This window comes from Kitasatospora sp. NPDC087861, assembly GCF_044742585.1.
In the GTDB taxonomy this organism is placed as follows: Bacteria; Actinomycetota; Actinomycetes; order Streptomycetales; family Streptomycetaceae; genus Kitasatospora.
Genome location: NZ_JBIUUS010000024.1, coordinates 73,072 through 89,762, shown reverse-complemented (window position 1 = coordinate 89,762; position 16,691 = coordinate 73,072). Strand labels below are relative to the sequence as shown.

The 16,691-nt window shown below is 74.0% G+C and carries 17 protein-coding genes and 1 pseudogene; 12 read left to right on the top strand and 6 right to left on the bottom strand.

Translation table 11 applies throughout. From position 1 onward, the window contains the following. Positions 1–12 precede the first annotated feature (12 nt). The 7 genes and pseudogenes from ACIOJE_RS29500 to ACIOJE_RS29470 all read left to right on the top strand — a co-directional run bounded on the left by ACIOJE_RS29500 (position 13) and on the right by ACIOJE_RS29470 (position 6,607). Entirely contained in the window at positions 13–576 is a 564-nt protein-coding gene (locus ACIOJE_RS29500) for a phage tail protein I (protein ID WP_400780234.1), read from the top strand. Between the two features lie 3 nt (positions 577–579). After that, positions 580–645 (top strand): annotated as a pseudogene (locus ACIOJE_RS29495) (zinc-ribbon domain-containing protein); the annotation flags it as partial. A 417-nt stretch (positions 646–1,062) separates the two neighbouring features. Then, on the top strand, positions 1,063–1,926 hold the full coding sequence (locus ACIOJE_RS29490; protein ID WP_400780267.1) for an NADase-type glycan-binding domain-containing protein: 864 nt from the start codon (positions 1,063–1,065) through the stop codon (positions 1,924–1,926). Between the two features lie 243 nt (positions 1,927–2,169). Then, positions 2,170–3,234, top strand: a complete 1,065-nt coding sequence (locus ACIOJE_RS29485; RefSeq protein ID WP_400780232.1) for a TIGR03617 family F420-dependent LLM class oxidoreductase — start codon at positions 2,170–2,172, stop codon at positions 3,232–3,234. Positions 3,235–3,555: 321 nt separating this feature from the next. Next, positions 3,556–3,921, top strand: a complete 366-nt coding sequence (locus ACIOJE_RS29480; RefSeq protein ID WP_400780230.1) for a hypothetical protein — start codon at positions 3,556–3,558, stop codon at positions 3,919–3,921. Continuing rightward, complete coding sequence (locus tag ACIOJE_RS29475) at positions 3,918–5,768, top strand: GMC family oxidoreductase (protein ID WP_400780228.1); 1,851 nt, start codon at positions 3,918–3,920, stop codon at positions 5,766–5,768. Before ACIOJE_RS29480 ends, ACIOJE_RS29475 begins: the two co-directional genes overlap by 4 nt. Beyond that, on the top strand, positions 5,765–6,607 hold the full coding sequence (locus tag ACIOJE_RS29470) for a hypothetical protein (RefSeq protein WP_400780226.1): 843 nt from the start codon (positions 5,765–5,767) through the stop codon (positions 6,605–6,607). The genes ACIOJE_RS29475 and ACIOJE_RS29470 overlap by 4 nt, the downstream gene beginning before the upstream one ends. A gap of 160 nt (positions 6,608–6,767) precedes the next feature. Here ACIOJE_RS29470 and ACIOJE_RS29465 read toward each other — a convergent pair whose 3' ends face one another. Genes ACIOJE_RS29465 through ACIOJE_RS29455 form a run of 3 tightly spaced genes read right to left on the bottom strand, consistent with a single transcriptional unit; the run spans position 6,768 to position 9,015 of the window. Next, positions 6,768–7,841 carry a bile acid:sodium symporter family protein gene (locus ACIOJE_RS29465; protein WP_400780224.1) on the bottom strand — a complete coding sequence of 358 codons (1,074 nt, stop codon included), beginning with the start codon at positions 7,839–7,841 and terminating at the stop codon, positions 6,768–6,770. Beyond that, positions 7,838–8,137, bottom strand: a complete 300-nt coding sequence (locus ACIOJE_RS29460; protein ID WP_280683656.1) for a hypothetical protein — start codon at positions 8,135–8,137, stop codon at positions 7,838–7,840. Before ACIOJE_RS29460 ends, ACIOJE_RS29465 begins: the two co-directional genes overlap by 4 nt. Next, positions 8,134–9,015: an oxaloacetate decarboxylase gene (locus tag ACIOJE_RS29455; RefSeq protein ID WP_400780222.1), complete on the bottom strand. Its 882-nt coding sequence runs from the start codon at positions 9,013–9,015 to the stop codon at positions 8,134–8,136. The genes ACIOJE_RS29460 and ACIOJE_RS29455 overlap by 4 nt, the downstream gene beginning before the upstream one ends. A 188-nt stretch (positions 9,016–9,203) precedes the next feature. On the opposite strand from ACIOJE_RS29455, the gene ACIOJE_RS29450 reads away from it, so the two are divergent. Next, on the top strand, positions 9,204–9,413 hold the full coding sequence (locus ACIOJE_RS29450; protein ID WP_280683658.1) for a hypothetical protein: 210 nt from the start codon (positions 9,204–9,206) through the stop codon (positions 9,411–9,413). Positions 9,414–9,487: 74 nt separating this feature from the next. Beyond that, the gene (locus ACIOJE_RS29445; RefSeq protein WP_400780219.1) at positions 9,488–10,645 is read left to right on the top strand and encodes a serine hydrolase domain-containing protein; all 1,158 of its coding nucleotides are present in this window, start codon (positions 9,488–9,490) and stop codon (positions 10,643–10,645) included. 106 nt (positions 10,646–10,751) lie between these two features. Here ACIOJE_RS29445 and ACIOJE_RS29440 read toward each other — a convergent pair whose 3' ends face one another. Beyond that, on the bottom strand, positions 10,752–11,663 hold the full coding sequence (locus ACIOJE_RS29440; RefSeq protein ID WP_400780217.1) for a class I SAM-dependent methyltransferase: 912 nt from the start codon (positions 11,661–11,663) through the stop codon (positions 10,752–10,754). A gap of 152 nt (positions 11,664–11,815) precedes the next feature. Further along, positions 11,816–12,343, bottom strand: coding sequence for a PadR family transcriptional regulator (locus ACIOJE_RS29435; RefSeq protein ID WP_400674696.1), 528 nt, complete (start codon positions 12,341–12,343; stop codon positions 11,816–11,818). Between the two features lie 177 nt (positions 12,344–12,520). Here ACIOJE_RS29435 and ACIOJE_RS29430 point away from each other — a divergent pair, with 177 nt between their 5' ends. Continuing rightward, positions 12,521–13,837 (top strand): MATE family efflux transporter, encoded by a 1,317-nt coding sequence (locus tag ACIOJE_RS29430; RefSeq protein ID WP_400780215.1) that lies wholly within the window; start codon positions 12,521–12,523, stop codon positions 13,835–13,837. A gap of 36 nt (positions 13,838–13,873) precedes the next feature. Beyond that, positions 13,874–14,401, top strand: coding sequence for a DinB family protein (locus ACIOJE_RS29425; RefSeq protein ID WP_280683664.1), 528 nt, complete (start codon positions 13,874–13,876; stop codon positions 14,399–14,401). Positions 14,402–14,537: 136 nt separating this feature from the next. Here the strand turns inward: ACIOJE_RS29425 and ACIOJE_RS29420 are convergent, their stop codons facing one another. Next, the gene (locus ACIOJE_RS29420; RefSeq protein ID WP_400780213.1) at positions 14,538–14,714 is read right to left on the bottom strand and encodes an antitoxin; all 177 of its coding nucleotides are present in this window, start codon (positions 14,712–14,714) and stop codon (positions 14,538–14,540) included. A gap of 271 nt (positions 14,715–14,985) precedes the next feature. On the opposite strand from ACIOJE_RS29420, the gene ACIOJE_RS29415 reads away from it, so the two are divergent. Further along, positions 14,986–16,485, top strand: a complete 1,500-nt coding sequence (locus tag ACIOJE_RS29415) for a M28 family peptidase (protein WP_280683683.1) — start codon at positions 14,986–14,988, stop codon at positions 16,483–16,485. Positions 16,486–16,691 lie beyond the last annotated feature (206 nt).

Below are 16,691 nucleotides of genomic sequence, written 5' to 3'. Positions count from 1 at the left end.
CGGGGCGGACGCATGAGCAGAGGCGCCGTCCCCGGGCTGCCCAGCCCCCATCCGATCGGCGAGTGGCTGCCCGCGCTCTACGCCGAGGACGACTTCGCCCAGCGGTTCACCGCCGGGCTGGACACCGTCCTCGCCCCGGTCTTCGCCACCCTGGACAACCTGCCCGCCTACTTCCAACCACGGCTGGCCCCGGCCGACTTCCTCGGCTGGCTGGCATCCTGGGTCGCCGTGGAGGCCGACCCGGCCTGGCCGGAGGAGGTGCGCCGCAGCGTGGTCGAGCGCGCGGTGGAGCTGCACCGGTGGCGGGGCACCCGGCGCGGGCTCCGGGAACGGCTGCGGCTGATCCTCGGCGTCGGTGTGGAGATCGTAGACGGCGGCGGGGTGGCCTGGTCGACCACCCCGGACGCCGCGCTGCCACCCGCGCCCTCCGGGGAACTGCTGGTACGGGTCTGGCCCGAGCGCACCCCGGCGGTGGACGAGGAGCAGGTACTGGCCGTCGTCCGGGCGTCCTGCCCGGTCCATCTCACCTGCCGGGTGCAGGTCTTGCCCGGTCCACCCGGGGTGGAGGGGAGCTGACCGATGCGTACGTGTCCCGAGTGCGGAGTCGCCAACGAGGACGGGGACGACTTCTGCGGCAACTGCGGTGCCTACCTAGGGTGGTCGGGGGCGGCCTCGGCCGCCGCCGGCGGCCCGGCGGCGGCCACCGGAGCTGCGGCGGCCACCGAAGGCGTGACGGCGGCCCGTGACGAACCGTCGGTGCGCCCGGGTGCGTCGGCCGCCGCGCGGTCCGCCTCGCCGGCTGTCTCGTTGCCTGTCTCGTCGTCCGTCTCGTCGCCTGCTGAAGCGCCTGCCGAGCCGCCCGCCGCACCTGCGGCGGGCTCCGGGCGGGCGTCCGGCCGGCGCGGCGCGGCGCGGCTGATCCGCAGGCCCGAGCCCGTCGCCGAGCCGTCGGGTCCGACTGCCGCCGAGCCGCCGGTTCCGCCCGTCGCCGAACCGCAGGGCCCGCCCGCCGCCGGTCCGGCGGCTCCGCCCGCCCGTGAGCCGGCGCCTGCCCGTGAGCCGGTGCCCGCCCCCGAGGCGGCGCCCACCCGGCCGCCTGCGGCGGACCCGGTGGCGGTGCGACCGCAGTCCGCCGCGCCCCGACCGCCCGCGGCGGACCCGGTGGCCGTGCAGCCCGCCAAGCCCGTCGCGCCACGCCCGGTCGTCCGGCCGTCCACGGCCGACGAGGCCCAGGTCGGCCCGCCCTGCCCCCGGTGCGGCACGCCCAACCGGCCCGACCGGAAGTTCTGCCGGCGCTGCGCGGAGCCGCTGACCCCCGCGGAACCCGTGGCGGCCCTGCCGTGGTGGCGCACCCGCTGGCCGTTCCGGCGCCGCGTGCGCATTGGCGGCTCCGGAAACACCCTGCGCCGGATCATCGCGATCCTCGTGGTGGCGGCCCTGGTGATCGCGGGCGTCCTGCTGTACCCGGCGGGCCGGAACATCTACGAGGACGTGCTGGACAAGCTCCGCAACGCGTCGGCGATCACCCCCACCGGGTATTCGGCGAGTGCGGCGGTCGAGGGCCATCCGGCGTCGCTGGCCGTCGACGGGCTCACCAACACCTACTGGGGAGCGCCGCAGGTCGGGGACTCGATCGACTTCTCCTTCGCCCGCCCGTTCCGGCTGGTGGACATCATCGTCCACACCGGCGCCTCCACCGATCCGCAGGAGTTCCAGAAGGAGGCGCGGCCCATCAGCCTGGACCTGCGGATGACGACCTCGGAGGGCAAGGTCCACGAGCAGAAGGTGACCCTGAACGACAAGGCGGGTCCGCAGACGGTGCTGACCGGCGTCAGCGACGTGGTCAAGGTGACACTCGTCGTCCGTGCCGCAGCCGGAACCGGGCCCCACATCGCGCTGGCCGAGGTGGAGTTCTTCAAACGCTGACCGGCAGGCTGCGGCGTAAGACCGACCGGCACATGGTGGGCGGCGTCGCGACGCCCGGGCTGTCGCCTAAACGGCTTCTCCTCAGTCGCCGCAGCTCCGCTGCTACTCCCTCGTCGGCACCGCCCAGACTCGGCCCGGACGCCGCTCCTTCATCCACCCACCATGTGCCGGTCGGTCTAAGCCGGGGGAGGGCCGTGGGAGGCTACCCGGGTACCGCCGCAGCCTGCGTCCAGGAGCACCGCCATGCACCGACCCCCCGCCGCCTTCCGTCTCGACGCCACCGCCTCCGGGCACCCGGCGGGGATCCTCGACGCCGCCGAGCAGGCCGAACGCCGGGGCATGGACCGCCTGGTGGTCTCCGAGACCGCGTACGACCCGTTCCTCCAGCTGGCCCGCGCCGCCGACCGGACCGAGCGGATCGAACTGGCCACCGGCATCGCGGTGGCCTTCGCCCGCACCCCGATGACGCTCGCCTACCAGGCCTGGGGGCTGCACGCGGCCTCCGGCGGACGGGCCGTCATCGGACTGGGCTCGCAGGTCAAGCCGCACATCGAGAAGCGCTTCGGGATGCCCTGGGACCGCCCGGCCGCGCGGATGCGCGAGTACGTCCACGCGGTGCGGGCGATCTGGCACAGCTGGCAGACCGGCGAACGGCTACGCTTCCGCGGCGAGTTCTACACCCACACGATGATGACGCCGGTCTTCTCGCCCGACCCTGTCCCCGGCGGGGTGCCCCGGATCCTGCTGGCCGGCGTCGGGCCGCTGATGACCCGCACGGCGGGGGCGGTGGCCGACGGCTTCCTCAGCCACCCCTTCTCGTCGACCGCCTACCTGGCCGAGCAGGTGCTGCCCGGCCTGACCGAGGCCCGGGCGCAGGCCGAGGCCGAGGACGCCCCCTGGACGGCGCGGCCGTTCGAGATCACCGGCAACGTGCTCACCGCCACCGGTCGGACCGAGGAGGAACTGGCGGCCAACCGGGCCGGGGTGCGGGAGCGGCTGGCGTTCTACGCCTCCACGCCGGCCTACCGTCCGGTGCTGGCCCAGCACGGGTGGGAGGGGCTCCAGGAGGAGTTGCACACCCACTCGGTGCGCGGCCGCTGGGCGGAGATGGCCGCGCTGATCGACGACGAGGTGCTCGACACCTTCGCGGTGTCCGGCCCGGTCGAGGAGGTCGCCCGCGAGCTCACCCGCCGCTACACGGGCCTGGTCACCCGGCTGTCCGTCAGCCTGCCCGAGAACGCGGACCCGGGGCTGGGCCTCGACGTCCTGGACGCCGTCCGTGCCCTCGGTCGGCCGGCTGTCGGTTGACCGGCCGTTGGTCGACCAGCCCTCGGTCGGCCGGCCGTCGGTTGACCGGCTGTTGGCCGACCGGTGGCGCCCGAGCGCCCGTCACCTGAGCGCGGCCGCCATCTGAGCGACCCGCCCTGACCGGAATCGGCCGACGAGTGGGCGCGGAAGGCGGTCGATCGGACGATAGACGGTCAAGTCCGAGCACATTCGGGCATCGGGTGCCCGGCGGCGACGCCGGGCGGCAGGATCGCGATGGCAGGCCGTGACGAGCCGTGCGCTCCGTCCGCGCCGATGCCTGTCATGTCTTGGCCACCCGTCGACGACCGTAGGGGTGCCCGCTTGTCCGTGCCAGACGACCATCCTGCCCTTGACCGCCTCGCCGAATTCGGGGCGTCCGACGGCCTCGCCGACTTCGCCGAGTTCCTGCGCGTCTGCGCCGAACTGACCGGCTTCGACGAACCCGAACTGCGCGCCACCGGCATGGCGCAGGAACACCACCGCACCACCCTGGCCCACCGGGTCCGTGACGACCACGCCCTGGTCCACCTCTGGTACGTCGGCGCCTGGCCGGGCGAGGAGCCGACCTCCGCCCGCGCCTACGACCAGGGCCTGGTCTGGCGGACCTTCCACGCCGCCCCGCCCGGCTCCGCCGCCCCGGGACACGGCAGCTGGGCCGAGGCGCCCCGAGGGGGTGAGAAGCGGTGACCGCCCGCTGGGACGCCGTCGTGGTCGGCGCGGGCTTCGCCGGAACGCTGGTCGCCCACCGCCTCGGTGCGCAGGGCTGGCGGGTCCTCGTCCTCGAAGCCGGACGGACCGCACCCACCGGCCCCGAGACCGCCGCCGCCTACCGCGCGGCCGGGGGCGGCCCGCCCACCTCGCCCTACCCGCACAGCCCCGACGCCCCGTCACCCGACGTCACCGACCTCACCGGGCTCCCCGACGGCGGCTTCACCGCCACCGGACACCTCCGGCAGTACGGACCGCTGCCCTATGCCAGCGGCTACCTGCGCGCCAATGGCGGCACCGGACTGCTCTGGACCGGCCTCACCCCGCGCATGCACCCCGAGGACTTCCGCATCGGCGACCTCGGCCACGGCCGCAACTGGCCGATCGGCTACCACGACCTGGAGCCGTACTACCGCGACGCCGAACACGAACTCGGCGTCGCCGCCGACGCGGGGGAGCAGCGCCGCGCCGTCGGACTGCCCATCCCGGACGATTACGCCTACCCCATGCGGGCCATCCCGGCCAGCCACCTCGACCGGCAGCTCGCCCACGTCCTCGACGGCCGGAGCGTCCGCGACCCCGCCATGCCCGACCCCGCCCGGCTCGCCGTCACCGGCACTCCGCACGCCCGCAACGGCCTGCCCACCCGGCCCGGGGACACCTTCGGCCCGCCGTGCGCGGGCAGCGCCAGCTGCGTCCCGGTCTGCCCGACCGGCGCCAAGTACACGCCGCTGCGCACCCAGGCCCGCTGGGCGCCCAGCGTCGAGCTGCGCACCGAGGCCGTGGTCGCCCGGGTGCTCGCCGACCCGGTGACCGGACGCGCCACCGGCGTGGAGTACCTGGCCGACGCCGCTGCTCACCGCGTGGACGCGGACCTGGTGGTCCTCGCCGCGCACGCCGTCGAGAACGCCCGGCTGCTGCTCCTGTCCGGCCTGGCCAACCGCAGCGACCAGGTGGGCCGCAACCTGATGGACCACCCGGCCCTGCTCACCTGGGGGCTCATGCCCGACCCGGTCGGCCCCTACCGGGGGCCCGGCTCGACCAGCGGCCTGGAGGCCTTCCGCTTCGGCCCGGCCCGTGCCCGCCGGGCCCCGTTCCGGATCGAGATCGGCAACTGGGGCTGGTCCTGGGCCGGCGGATCGCCGGAGGCCGAGGCCGCCGCGCTGATGGCCGCCGGGCTGCGCGGCAAGCAGCTGCGTGCGTGCCTGGGCGATCGGCTCGGCCGCCAGTTCTCGCTCCAGTTCGAACTGGAACAGCCCGCCGACCCGGCCAACCGGGTCACCCTCGATCCGGACCGGCGCGATCCGCTCGGCCTCCCCGCCCCGGCCGTCCGCTACGACCTCGACGGGTACGTCCGCGCGGGCATGGCCTCGGCCCGGGCCGTCTCCGACCAGCTGTTCGCGCTGCTCGGCGCCGAGGACCACACCGCCTACCCGGCCGGTCCGCAGTGGCCGGGCCGCATCGAACACCAGGGAGTCGCGTACGGCTACCGGGGCGCGGGCCATGCCGGCGGCACCCACCTGATGGGCGACTCACCCGCCACCTCCGTCGTCGACCACTGGCAGCGTTGCTGGGACCACCCCAACCTGTACGCCGTCGGCTGCGGCTCGATGCCCTCGCTCGGCACCTCCAACCCCTCGCTCACCATGGCCGCCCTCGCACTGCGCAGCGCCGAGCGGATCCACCAGGACCTGCTGGACCTGCGCCGCCCGCTGTCCGTCAGCGCCCGGCTGCCGTCCCCCGCCGCCCCCCGTCCGGGCGACCTTCCCCCGCTCGCCCCCCGTCCGTCCGTCCCCTGTCCGTCCGCCCTCCCGGAGACGCCATGACCGGCCTGCCGCTCCCGCCCGTACCGGAGCCGTACCACCTGCCCTTCCACTACGGCGCGCTGCACAACATCGGCGTCGACTACCTCGTCCGGCCGGATCGGGCGCGAGAGCTGCTCGGCAAGCGTCACCCAGGCCTGACCGCCGCCGTGTTCGACGGCGGTGCCTGCCTGTCCCTCAACTACCAGCTGTACTTCGCCCAGTACCCGAACGGTGGCGGTATCACCGAGGAACTGGAGATCAACCTGGTCGCCCACCCGGTGTTCGCCGAGGACCGCCTGCCGGTGCTCAACTACGGCCAGTACGCCAGGGGTTACGACCAGACCAAGCTGCTCGGCATCGCCCGGCTGCACGTGCTCTGCGACAACCCCCTCGCCATCGACGCCGGGCGCCGCCTCTATGCCGAGCCCAAGCACCCCAGCTGGTTCGAGACCGCCCTGCCCTCGCTCAATGCGCCCGCCGTGCGCGAGCGCTGGTCCGTCTCCTGCAGCCGAGCCACCCTCGGACCGGACGGGCTGCGCCGCCACGACGAACAACTCCTCTCCCTCGACGTGGACTTGATCGGCCTCACGCCCGAATCCGTCAACAACACCCCGATCACCGGCTACGGCACCGACGACGAGGGCAAGCTGCTCGCCGGCCCGCTCAACGTCTACCAGCCCTACCGGTACTACTCCCTGGACGACCGCACCGCCGACCGGGTCCGCCTCGACCTCGGCAACCCCGCCGAGGAGTCGGCCCGCGACCTCGCCCACCTGATCGCCGACGCCCCCGCCGCCGGAGTCTGGACCTACCAATCCCCGCCCGTCGCCGCCCACAACCGCGCCTACTACGTCCGCTGACGCCCCCCCCGGCGCCCGCCGCCCGTCTACGGCACTTGTGGTGAACGCCGGCGCCACGTTTGCCCAGGGGGCTGTCGTGGGAGTGGAAGCGTTCCGGGCGGCGCGGCGCGGGCCGGAGGCCGAGCGGGTGCGGGTGTCTCCGCTCGGCCTCCGGCACGGGTCACCCGGGAACGGGCGGCCCGTCCGGCCCCGCCGTGAGCGCGGCCGGCACCCGCCCGGCAGGTGGGGTCCGTCCGGCGGGCGTGGCGCCCGGTGCCCGGGCCCAGCGGCCGGCGAGTACGGTGCCGGCCACCAGCTGGAGTTGGTGATAGGCCATCAACGGCAGCACCAGCAGGCCGGCCTGGGGACCGAAGAGCACGGTGGCCATCGGCAGCCCGTTCGCCAGGCTCTTCTGGGAACCGCACAGGACCGCCGCGATGGTGGCCGGCCGGTTGAGACCGAGCAGCCGCGCGCCGAGCCAGGTGGCCGCGAGCGCTGCGGCCAGCAGGGCGAGCAGCACCACGAACAGGCCGAGCAGGGAGCTCGGCGTGGCCAGGCCCCAGATGCCCTGGGCCATCGCCGCGCTGAACGCGGTGTAGACGACGAGCAGGATCGAGCCCCGGTCCATCGGCGTCAGCACCCGTTTGTGCCGGCTCAGGAAGCCCCCGATCCATGGCCGCAACAGCTGTCCGAGCAGGAACGGTGCGAGCAACTGGGCTGCGATCCGGAACAGCCCCTCGGCGGACAGCGCGGTGTGTGCGCCCAGGAGCCAGGCCGCCAACAACGGGGTCAGCAGCAGCCCGGCCAGGCTGGAGTACGTCCCCGCGCAGATCGCCGCCGGGACGTCGCCCCCGGCCGCGCCGGTGAGGGCGACCGAGGACTGCACGGTGGACGGGAGCAGGCAGAGGAACAGCACCCCGGTCTGCAGCTGCCCGGTGAGCGGGGCGGGGGTGAGCAGCGCGGTGGCCACCCCGAGCAGCGGGAAGAGGCCGAAGGTGGCGGCGAGCACCAGCCCGTGCAGCCGCAGGTGGCCCAGCCCGGCCAGCGTCTGGCGGGCGGAGAGCCGGGCGCCGTAGAGGAAGAACAGCAGCGCCACCGCGAGGTTGCAGGCCGCCGCCGCGACCCGCGCCGAGCCGCCGGTGGCCGGGAACAGGGCGGCCAGCCCGACCGTCCCGGCGAGCGCCGCCATGTACGGGTCGAGCCAGCGCGGCCGCAGCCCGCGCCACCGGCTCCGGCGGTCGGTGCCGTCGGTCATCGGCCGCCCCCGACCGCCACCCCGCCCGGGCCGGACCCGAGCAGGCCGCCCACCAGGGACCCGGCGCCGTCGTGGTCGCTGCCCGCCGAACCGCTGCCGTTCTGCACGTTGGCCGTACGGTCGATCTCCACCCAGGAATCGGCGTTGGAGTTGTCGACGAGCGTGATCAGCCCGCCGCTCGCCGCCGCCGGCGCAGCGCCCGCGAGCAGGCCGGACGCCCCGGCCAGTCCCAGCGCGACGGCCCGCAGGGCGGCGGCCGCCGAGGGCGGGGCGGGGCCGCGCAGCCCCGCCGTCATGCCGTCACCCCCGCGAGCGGGCGGGAGCGCGCGATGTTCCGCTCCAGGAGTTCGGTGGACTCCCGTACGCCGATCTGGCGGCTCTCCCCGGCGCCGGCCGGCAGCCGCCCGTCGGCGACCTTCAGCCCGGCCAGCGCCTCGTCCATCGCCCGGTGGGCCGCGAACAGGCAGGGCGTGCTGTAGATCGCGACGTCCACCCCCAGCTCGGTCAGCTCGGAGAGCGACAGCCGGGGGGACTTGCCGCCGGCGATCTGGTTGAACAGCAGCGGCTTGTCCCCGACGACCCGCCGGATCCGCTGGATCCAGTCCTCGCTGCGCACCCCGTCGACCAGCACCACGTCGGCGTCGGTGGCGGCGAGGGCCTGGGCGCGGCGCAGGATGTCCTCCTCCTCGGTGGCGTCGGTGCGGGCGACCACCAGGAGGTCCGTCCGGTTGGCGAGGACGAGGTTCAGCTTCTCCAGGTACTCCTCCAGCGGGAGGACCTGCTTGCCGTCGGCGTGGCCGCAGCGGCGCGGCCGCTTCTGGTCCTCCAGGATGACGCCGGACGCGCCGATGCGTTCGAGCCTGCGCACGACGTGGCAGGCGACCTCGGGATCGACGTAGCCGTCGTCGATGTCCACCAGGAGGTGGTGCTGGGGGAAGGCGCCGCGCAGCCGTTCGACGAAGCCGACCATGTCCGGCCAGGCGATGAACCCGATGTCGGGCAGGCCGTAGTAGGAGGCGGCGAAGCCGAACCCGGAGACGAACATGCCGTTGTAGTGCTCGGCCGCGATGGAGGCCGAGTACATGTCGTAGACGCCGATCAGGGGCGTGGTTCCGGGGCTCGCGATCTCCTCGCGGAGCCGCTGCCCGTGACCCGACGCCGTGAATCCGTGCAACAAGGCCTTCTCCTCACCTGCGGTGACTTTGCCTGATCTTGGTCTTCCTTAGACCAAACTGAGGTGTCATCACTATGCGCGCTTTAATGTTCCGTGGGCAAATCTTTAAAGGAGATTCACCCGTTAGAGTGAGGGATTGAATTGCACATATGACAGACATATGAAAGGGCGATGGTGTGGAGCCCAGGATGGGGGCGTCCGCCGGGCTCGCACTGGAGCGGAGCTTCGCCACCGCTCGCACGACGGACCTGCGGTCGGCACATGTGCTCCTCGGGATCCGGCAGGCTCAGGTCGGCACCGTGCCACGCGCCCTCGCCCTGGCCGGCATCGATCAGGCCGAACTGGCGGACCGCGTACGGCAGATGCTCGACGTCGGGATCAGTGATCACCGGAAGTAGCTGACATGGCCGGTTCGATGCTGTGGAGTGGGTCGGACGGTCATCGTCAGGTCGCACACGACGAGGAGAATCGCATGCACCAGCACACTGCTCGTACGGACGGCGGCCGGCCGGGCGCCGAACCAGCCGGGGCTGCGGGCACGGCACCTGAGCCCGCGTCGGCCTCAAGCGCCGAGGGCTACGAGGCGATCCAGCACGTGCTGGAGCTGGCCGTGGCCCGAGGCGGCCTCCCCGGCATCCTCGTCGAGGTCCGCGACGGCACCCGGCCGTGGTTCGGGACCGCGGGAGTGGCCGACACCCGGACCGGCGGCAGGCGCTCACCGCAGGACCGGTTCCGCATCGGCAGCATCAGCAAGACGTTCGTGGCCACCGTCGTGCTGCAACTGGCGGCCGAAGGCCGGCTGAGCCTGGACGACACCGCGGACCGGTGGCTGCCCGGCGTGCTGCACGGCCACCACGACGGTGCCGGGGTGAACATCAGGATGCTGCTCAACCACACCAGCGGGATCTTCAACTACACCGATGACGTGGAAGCACTGAACCGCCACGAGACGCACACCCCCGAGTCGCTGGTGCAGATCGCCACATCCCATCCGCCCGCCTTCACGCCGGGTTCGGACTGGGCGTACTCCAACACCAACTACGTCCTCGCAGGCATGATCGTCGAACGGGCCACCGGCCGCGCGCTCGCCGAGGAGATCACGGAGCGGATCTCCCGTCCGTTCGGACTGACCGGCACGTACCTGCCGCACGGCGGCGACCCGACGATCCACGGGCCGCATTCCCGGCACTACACGAAGCTGTTCCAAACCGGCCCGGGGGCGCCGGTCCACGACGCGACCGAGCTCGATCCGTCGGTGTTCTGGGCCGCCGGCGGCATGATCTCCACCGCCGGGGACCTCAACCGGTTCTTCGGCGCCCTGCTGGGAGGCCGGATACTGCCGCCGGACCGGCAACGCGACATGTTCACCACCGTGCCCACCCGCGACTGGATTTCCGACGCCGCCTACGGTCTCGGTGTCTCCTCGGTGAGACTGCCCTGCGGGGTGACGGTCTGGGGCATGGGGGGTGCGCTCTTCGGATCGTGGTCCTACGCCTACGGCGCCCGCGATGGCGAACAGATGGTCACCGTCAACGTCAACGGCGACTGGAGCGACGGCGGCTGGGACGACCCCATCGGTGTCTTCACCGATCTGCTCCGGGCGAGGTTCTGCCGCCGGAGCGGTATCTGAACACCGGAGTCAGCGGTATCCGAACACCAGGGTCGCCGCGTCGGCCGCGTGGTCCGCGCCGCGTCGTCCGTGGTCCGCGCCGTGTCGTCTGTGGCCCGACGGGGAGTCAGGAGGTCGGCACCGGGCGGACGGCGCGGCGCTCGCGCAGCGTCCGGAGCACCCGGCGGGTCGCCCGGGTGGCGACCGGCGGGAGCAGGTCCAACGCGAGCCGGCGCGGGGCGGACTGCTGCACGGGGGCCTTGACCTGGTAGTTGAGCCGCAGCACCTGCCCCCCGGCGATGGTGTCGTCGTCCACCGTGTAGCCCTCGGCCTGCCAGTCGCGCGCCAGCAGGACCTGCCGGACGGCCGCGGCGTCGCCCCAGGTGCCGTAGAACTTCATCGGGGTGAGCAGCACCGGTCGCAGGCCGCCCGTGAAGACCGCCTCCCAGACCGCCGCCGACACGCCGGGGGTGTGCTCGGAGCGGTAGTCGTCGAGCGCGACGACGCCGTTCTCGGCCAGCGCCGCCCTGGCCACCGCGATGTCCCCGGCGACGTGCTCGTACAGGTGGGAGGCGTCGATGTGGGCGAACCGGCAGCTGCCGGCCGGGATCCGGCCGTCGGCCAGCACCGAGGTGGGCGCCTGCACGATCTCCGGCAACGTGGTGTGGAAGGCGAGGTAGTTGGCCTCGAAGGCGCTCCGGGTGAGGGTCTTCCGGTAGGACATCGCCATCTCGGCGGCGTTGTCCGCGTCGCCCGCCTCGGAGTCGAACAGGTCGCAGACGGTCAGCCGTTCGCCGGGCCGGAGGTGGTCGCCGAGCAGGACGGCGCTGCGGCCGAGGTAGCTGCCGAGTTCGAGGATGTCGCCGGCGACGCCCGCCGTGGTCTGGGCGGCCAGTAGATGGCCGAAGGCCGCCCGGTCGAGCCGGAAGAACCAGCCGGGGATGTCGTCCCGGGTCAGCGGCGCGGGGCGGGCGGCGGCGGTCTCGGCGGTGGGCACGGCGGCCTCCAGGAGGGCGGGCGGGGCGCGGTGGCGGTTCACGCCGCGGAGGGGAAGCCGTGGACGTGAGGCGGATCATCATAGCGATGCCGGGGCGGGGCTGGGACCCGTTGCGGGACGGTCCAATTCCGGGCGCTCGGTCGGCCGTTCGGATCCGTCCGCAGCCCCGGCCGGACCCGCCGGACCGGCCGGCCCTAGCCGTCCAGTTCCGCGATGGTCTCGGTGAGCCAGGCCCGCTCGGCCGCCGTGGAGGCGCGGGCGACCAGCAGCATGCCGCGCCGGAAGGGGTTCGGCTCCCGCTCGGCGGTGACCGGGTGGCCGTCCGCGTCCTGGAAGAAGCTGCTCGGCTCGTCCAGGAAGGCCAGCCGGCGCCGGAGTACGGCCGCCTGCTGGGGCGGGTCGGCGAGGTGGTGCAGGAAGGCGGCGTGGGCGAAGAACCGGATCTGGTCCGTGATCTCGGCCTGCTCCGGGTCGGCCAGTCGGCGCCGCAGCTCGGCCCGGCCCTCCTCGGTGAGCTCCAGGGTCTGGCGCGGCGCGGCTCCGCTGCCGGGCTCGGCGCGGCGGCGCAGCAGTCCGGCCTTCTCCAGCCGGGCGATGGCGGGGTAGAGCGCGCCGTCGCTGACCGGCCGGACGTGGCCGGTGAGGCCGGTGATACGGGACTTGAGCTGGTAGCCGTGCAGCGGCTGGTCGAACAGGAAGCCCAGGATCGCGAGGGTCAGCACGGTCGAAGCCCTTTCGTCGGAGTGCGCCCCATGGCGCGCCCATGCTACCTCTTGTCGAGGTGCCTCTATAAGAGGTATCTCTATTCGAGGCGCCGCGGGACTCGATGCGGGCCGGGTCGGATCCGCCCACGAGGCGCGTCCAGGGGCCGCCGGGTGGCGGCGGAACGGGGGAGGAACATGCGCGGGCATCCGTCGCGGCTGATCGCCTTGGCCGGGCCGGTCTACGCCGAACTGCTGTCCGGGGTCGTCGCCTCGGCGATCGGCACCTTCTGGGTGGCCGGCCTCGGCGGGGCCGCCGTCGCCGCCGTCACCCTGGCCGGCACCGTGGAGAACCTGCTGCTCGGGCTCGTCCTGGTGGTCGGCTCGGGCACCAGCGTGCGGCTCTCCCGAGCCCTCGGCGCCGGCGACCGCGACGCCGCCGCCCGCACCACCCGCGCGGCCTGGCGGCTCTGCGCGGCGGGTGGCATCGCCCTCGCCGTCCCCGGCTTCCTGCTGCGCGACCGCCTGGCCGGCGCCTTCCTGGACGGCGACGCCGCCGCCCTCGCCGCCGACTACTTCACCGTCGCCTTCCCGGCGTTCACCCTGTTCTTCGCCCAGCGCGTCGCCGACGAACTGTTCAAGGGCACGGGCGACACCCGCACCCCGATGCGGATCGCCCTGTTGTCGAACGCGCTGCTGCTCGCCCTCGACCCGCTGCTCGTCCTCGGCACCGGCCTCGGCGTGACCGGCGCCGCGCTGGCGCTGGCCGCCTCGCGGGCGGTCGCCCTCGCCGTCACCCTGCGGCTGCGGCCGCGGATGCCCGCGCCCGCCGGGGGAGTCGGCACGGCGGCGGGCCGGATCGTCCGCGCGGGAGCGCCGTTCGGTCTGGACTTCACCGCCCGGATGGCGGTCGGCACGGCCCAACTCGCCCTGGTCGCGGGCTTCGGCGTCGCGGCGGTGGCCGGGTACGGCGTGGGCTACCGGATGCTGCTGGTCGTCACCATGGCCTTCTACGCGCTCCGCCAGGCTGCCGCGATCGAGGCCGCCCGCCTCACCGGCGCGGGCGAGGCCGCCGGGCTGCGCTCGCTGCACCGCGCCACCGGACGCCTCGCCGCACTCCTCGGCGCCGTCGCGGCGGTGCTCTCCGCGACGCTCGCCGCCCCGCTGACCGCGCTGTTCACCCGCGCCCCGGCCGTCGCCGGGCAGTCCGTCGGCTTCCTGCGGATGGCGGCGCTCTACCTGCTCCCGTACGCGCTGGTGGTCGCCCTCGGCGGCGTGCACCAGGCCGCGGGTGCCGGCCGGCCGCTGGTGCTCTCCGTGCTGCTCGGCCTGGGCGCCCAACTCGCCGCCTCGGCAGGCCTGTCGGGTCCACTCGGAGTGACCGGGGTGTGGGCGGGGCCGGCCGTGGGCGCAGCCGTACAGCTGACTCTCCTGCTGTTCCTGACCCGGCATCCGCCCCGGCGGCCCGCGCCCGCGCCGGACCAGGGCGAGCGGGCCGTGCAACCGGCCGGGTGATCGCCCCGGACGCCGGACTGTGCCACAGTGGCGGCCATGGGAACGACACCTGACGGGCGGCCGACCCCGCCCCCGCACGCGGACGAACGCGCCATGCTGGAAAGCTGGTTGGACTTCCATCGGGCGACGCTGGCGCAGAAGGTCGCCGGGCTCGACGACCAGCAGGTCCGGCTGGCGGCCGTCCCGCCGTCGACGATGACCCTACTCGGCCTCGTCCAGCACCTCGCCGAGGTCGAACGCAACTGGCACCGAGGGGTGTTGGCAGGCGAGGACGCGCCGCCGCTCTACGGCGAGGACGGCCAGGGCGGCTACGCCCTCACTCCGGACCGGGGGATGGCCGAGGCGCTGGCCGACTGGCAGGCGGAGGTCGGCCATGGCCGCGAACTGACCGCCGGGGCGACGCTGGAGGACACCGGACGGCTCTCCGGGCGCGCGGCGGCCTGGGTCGGCTCGGAGACCGTCTCGCTGCGCTGGATCCTGGTCCACCTGATCGAGGAGTACGCCCGCCACAACGGTCACGCGGACCTGCTCCGGGAGAGCATCGACGGCCGCACGGGCCTGTGAGGGGGGAGCGGGCGGCACGGGCGCGGACGGAGCCGAGCCGGCCGAGGCCGTGGCTCCGGACCGGGACGGCTGAGCCCCGGTCCGGCCGAGCGGGCCGGACCGGGGCCGCAGGCGTACGGCGGGAAGCGGGTCGCTACTACTGCGGTGGCTGGTCGCGGAACTGGTTCTTCAGCTGTTCCTGGGCGGCGTCCACCTGGCCGCTGTACTTGCCCTGGGTCCGCTCGTCGACGGCGTCGCCCGTCTTGTCGACGGCCTTCTCGGCCTGGTCCTCGTGGCCCTTCAGCAGGCCCTTGAGCTTATCCAACATGGACATGTGGTCACACTCCTGGATGAGACGGCCCCACCCCTCCAGGATCACCGCGTCCGCTGCGGTTCGCATCCCGCAGCGGTGTGGCGGGCTTGGCAACGCGGTTCCGGGTCCTGTCAAATCAGGGGTTCACGGACCGCCGGAAGGAGTCGCCTTGAAGCCTCGAACCCGCCGCCTGACCGCCCCGCCGCTGAGCCCGACCACCCCGCTCGACCGTTCCACGCCATTACCGGTCCCGCGCCCGCGCACCGCCACCGTCCGGAGCGCGGGCGCCGCGCTGACCGTCGGCGCCCTGGTCGCCCCGCTGCTGCTGGTCGGAGCCGGTGGCGCGGCCGCCGACCCGGACCCGGCGCGCAGAGGCGAGCGGCTGGCCGCGCGGCTGGTCGAGGCCTCCGACGCCGAGAGCGCCCACGACACCCTGGCCGCGCTCCAGCGGATAGCGGATCGCAACGGCGGTACCCGGGTGGCCGGTTCGAAGGGGCACGACGAGTCCGCGCGCTACGTCTACGAGCAGGCCCGCCGGGCCGGGCTGAAGGTGTCCCGGCAGGAGTTCGAGTACACCTTCTTCGAGGCGCGCACGCAGCACCTGCAGGTGCTGTCCCCGCAGGCCGAGCCCGTCCCGCTGATCGCCATGACGTACTCGGTCGGCGGTCCGGACGCGGGCCTGACCACCGACCTGGCGGTCGTCCCGGTCAGCGCCACCACCGGGTGTGCGCCCGCCGACTACCCGGCGGGGGCGTTCACCGGCCGGATCGCGCTGATCCAGCGCGGCGGGTGCGGCTTCGCGGTCAAGCAGGCCGCGGCGGCGACGGCCGGTGCGGTCGGCGCGATCATCTACAACAACGCCGAGGGCGACCTCAACGGCACCCTCGGGGAGCCGACGGCCGGCCGGATCCCCACCGGCGGGATCACCCGGGCCGCGGGCGAGGCGCTGGCCGCGAAGGCCGCTGCCGGACCGGTCCGGGTGAACCTCGACGTCCGCACCTTCATGGAACCGCGCAAGACCTGGAACGTCATCGCCGAGACCCGGGGCGGCGACGAGCAGAACACCGTGATGGTCGGGGCGCACCTCGACTCCGTCCCGGCCGGGCCCGGCATCAACGACAACGGCTCCGGTTCGGCGGGCATCCTGGAAGTCGCGCGCAACCTGAGCGTCCACCCGGTGAAGAACAAGGTCAGATTCGCCTGGTGGTCCGCCGAGGAGTTCGGCCTCAAGGGCTCGGAGGCGTACGTGAAGTCGCTCTCCGAGGCGGACACGAAGAAGATCAAGCTCTACCTCAACTTCGACATGATCGCCTCTCCCAACTACGCGCAGTTCGTCTACGACGGCTCCGGCAGCGCCGGCGGCGGCGCGGGCCCCGAGGGCTCGGCGCAGATCGAGCGGGACCTCACCGGCTACCTGGACGGCCGAGGTCTGCCGCACGAGCCGGCCGCCTTCGACGGCCGCTCCGACTACGGCCCGTTCATCGACGCGGGCATCCCGGCCGGCGGCACCGACACCGGCGCCGAGAAGATCAAGTCGCCGCAGCAGGAGGACCGCTACGGCGGCGCGGCGGGCGTGGCCTTCGACGCCTGCTACCACAAGGCCTGTGACAACCTGGGCAACATCGACATGGACGCCTTCGACGTCAACATCGACGTGATCGCGCACGCCGTCGGCACCTACGCCTGGGACCTCTCCTCGCTGAACCGGCCCGTGCCGCCGCAACGCCCCGCCGGCCAGGCGGGTGGCGGCGGCGGTATGAGCGGGGGCCACGCCCACGAGGTGACGGCCTGACGCCCGGGTGGGCCCGCTGCCGTCCTCGGGCGGCGGGCCCACCCGCCCCGGTGGCCGCCCGGGCCGCCGCGGCCGTACTGATCCCCCATTCGGCCCTCCCCTCGGACGTCGCCCCTGGCGGGCGAGGATGTCGAGCACCATGGCACACGCCACTGACAATCCGGCTCCGGCCGGGTACGGTGCCGCGCGGAGCGCATCCGCCGAGA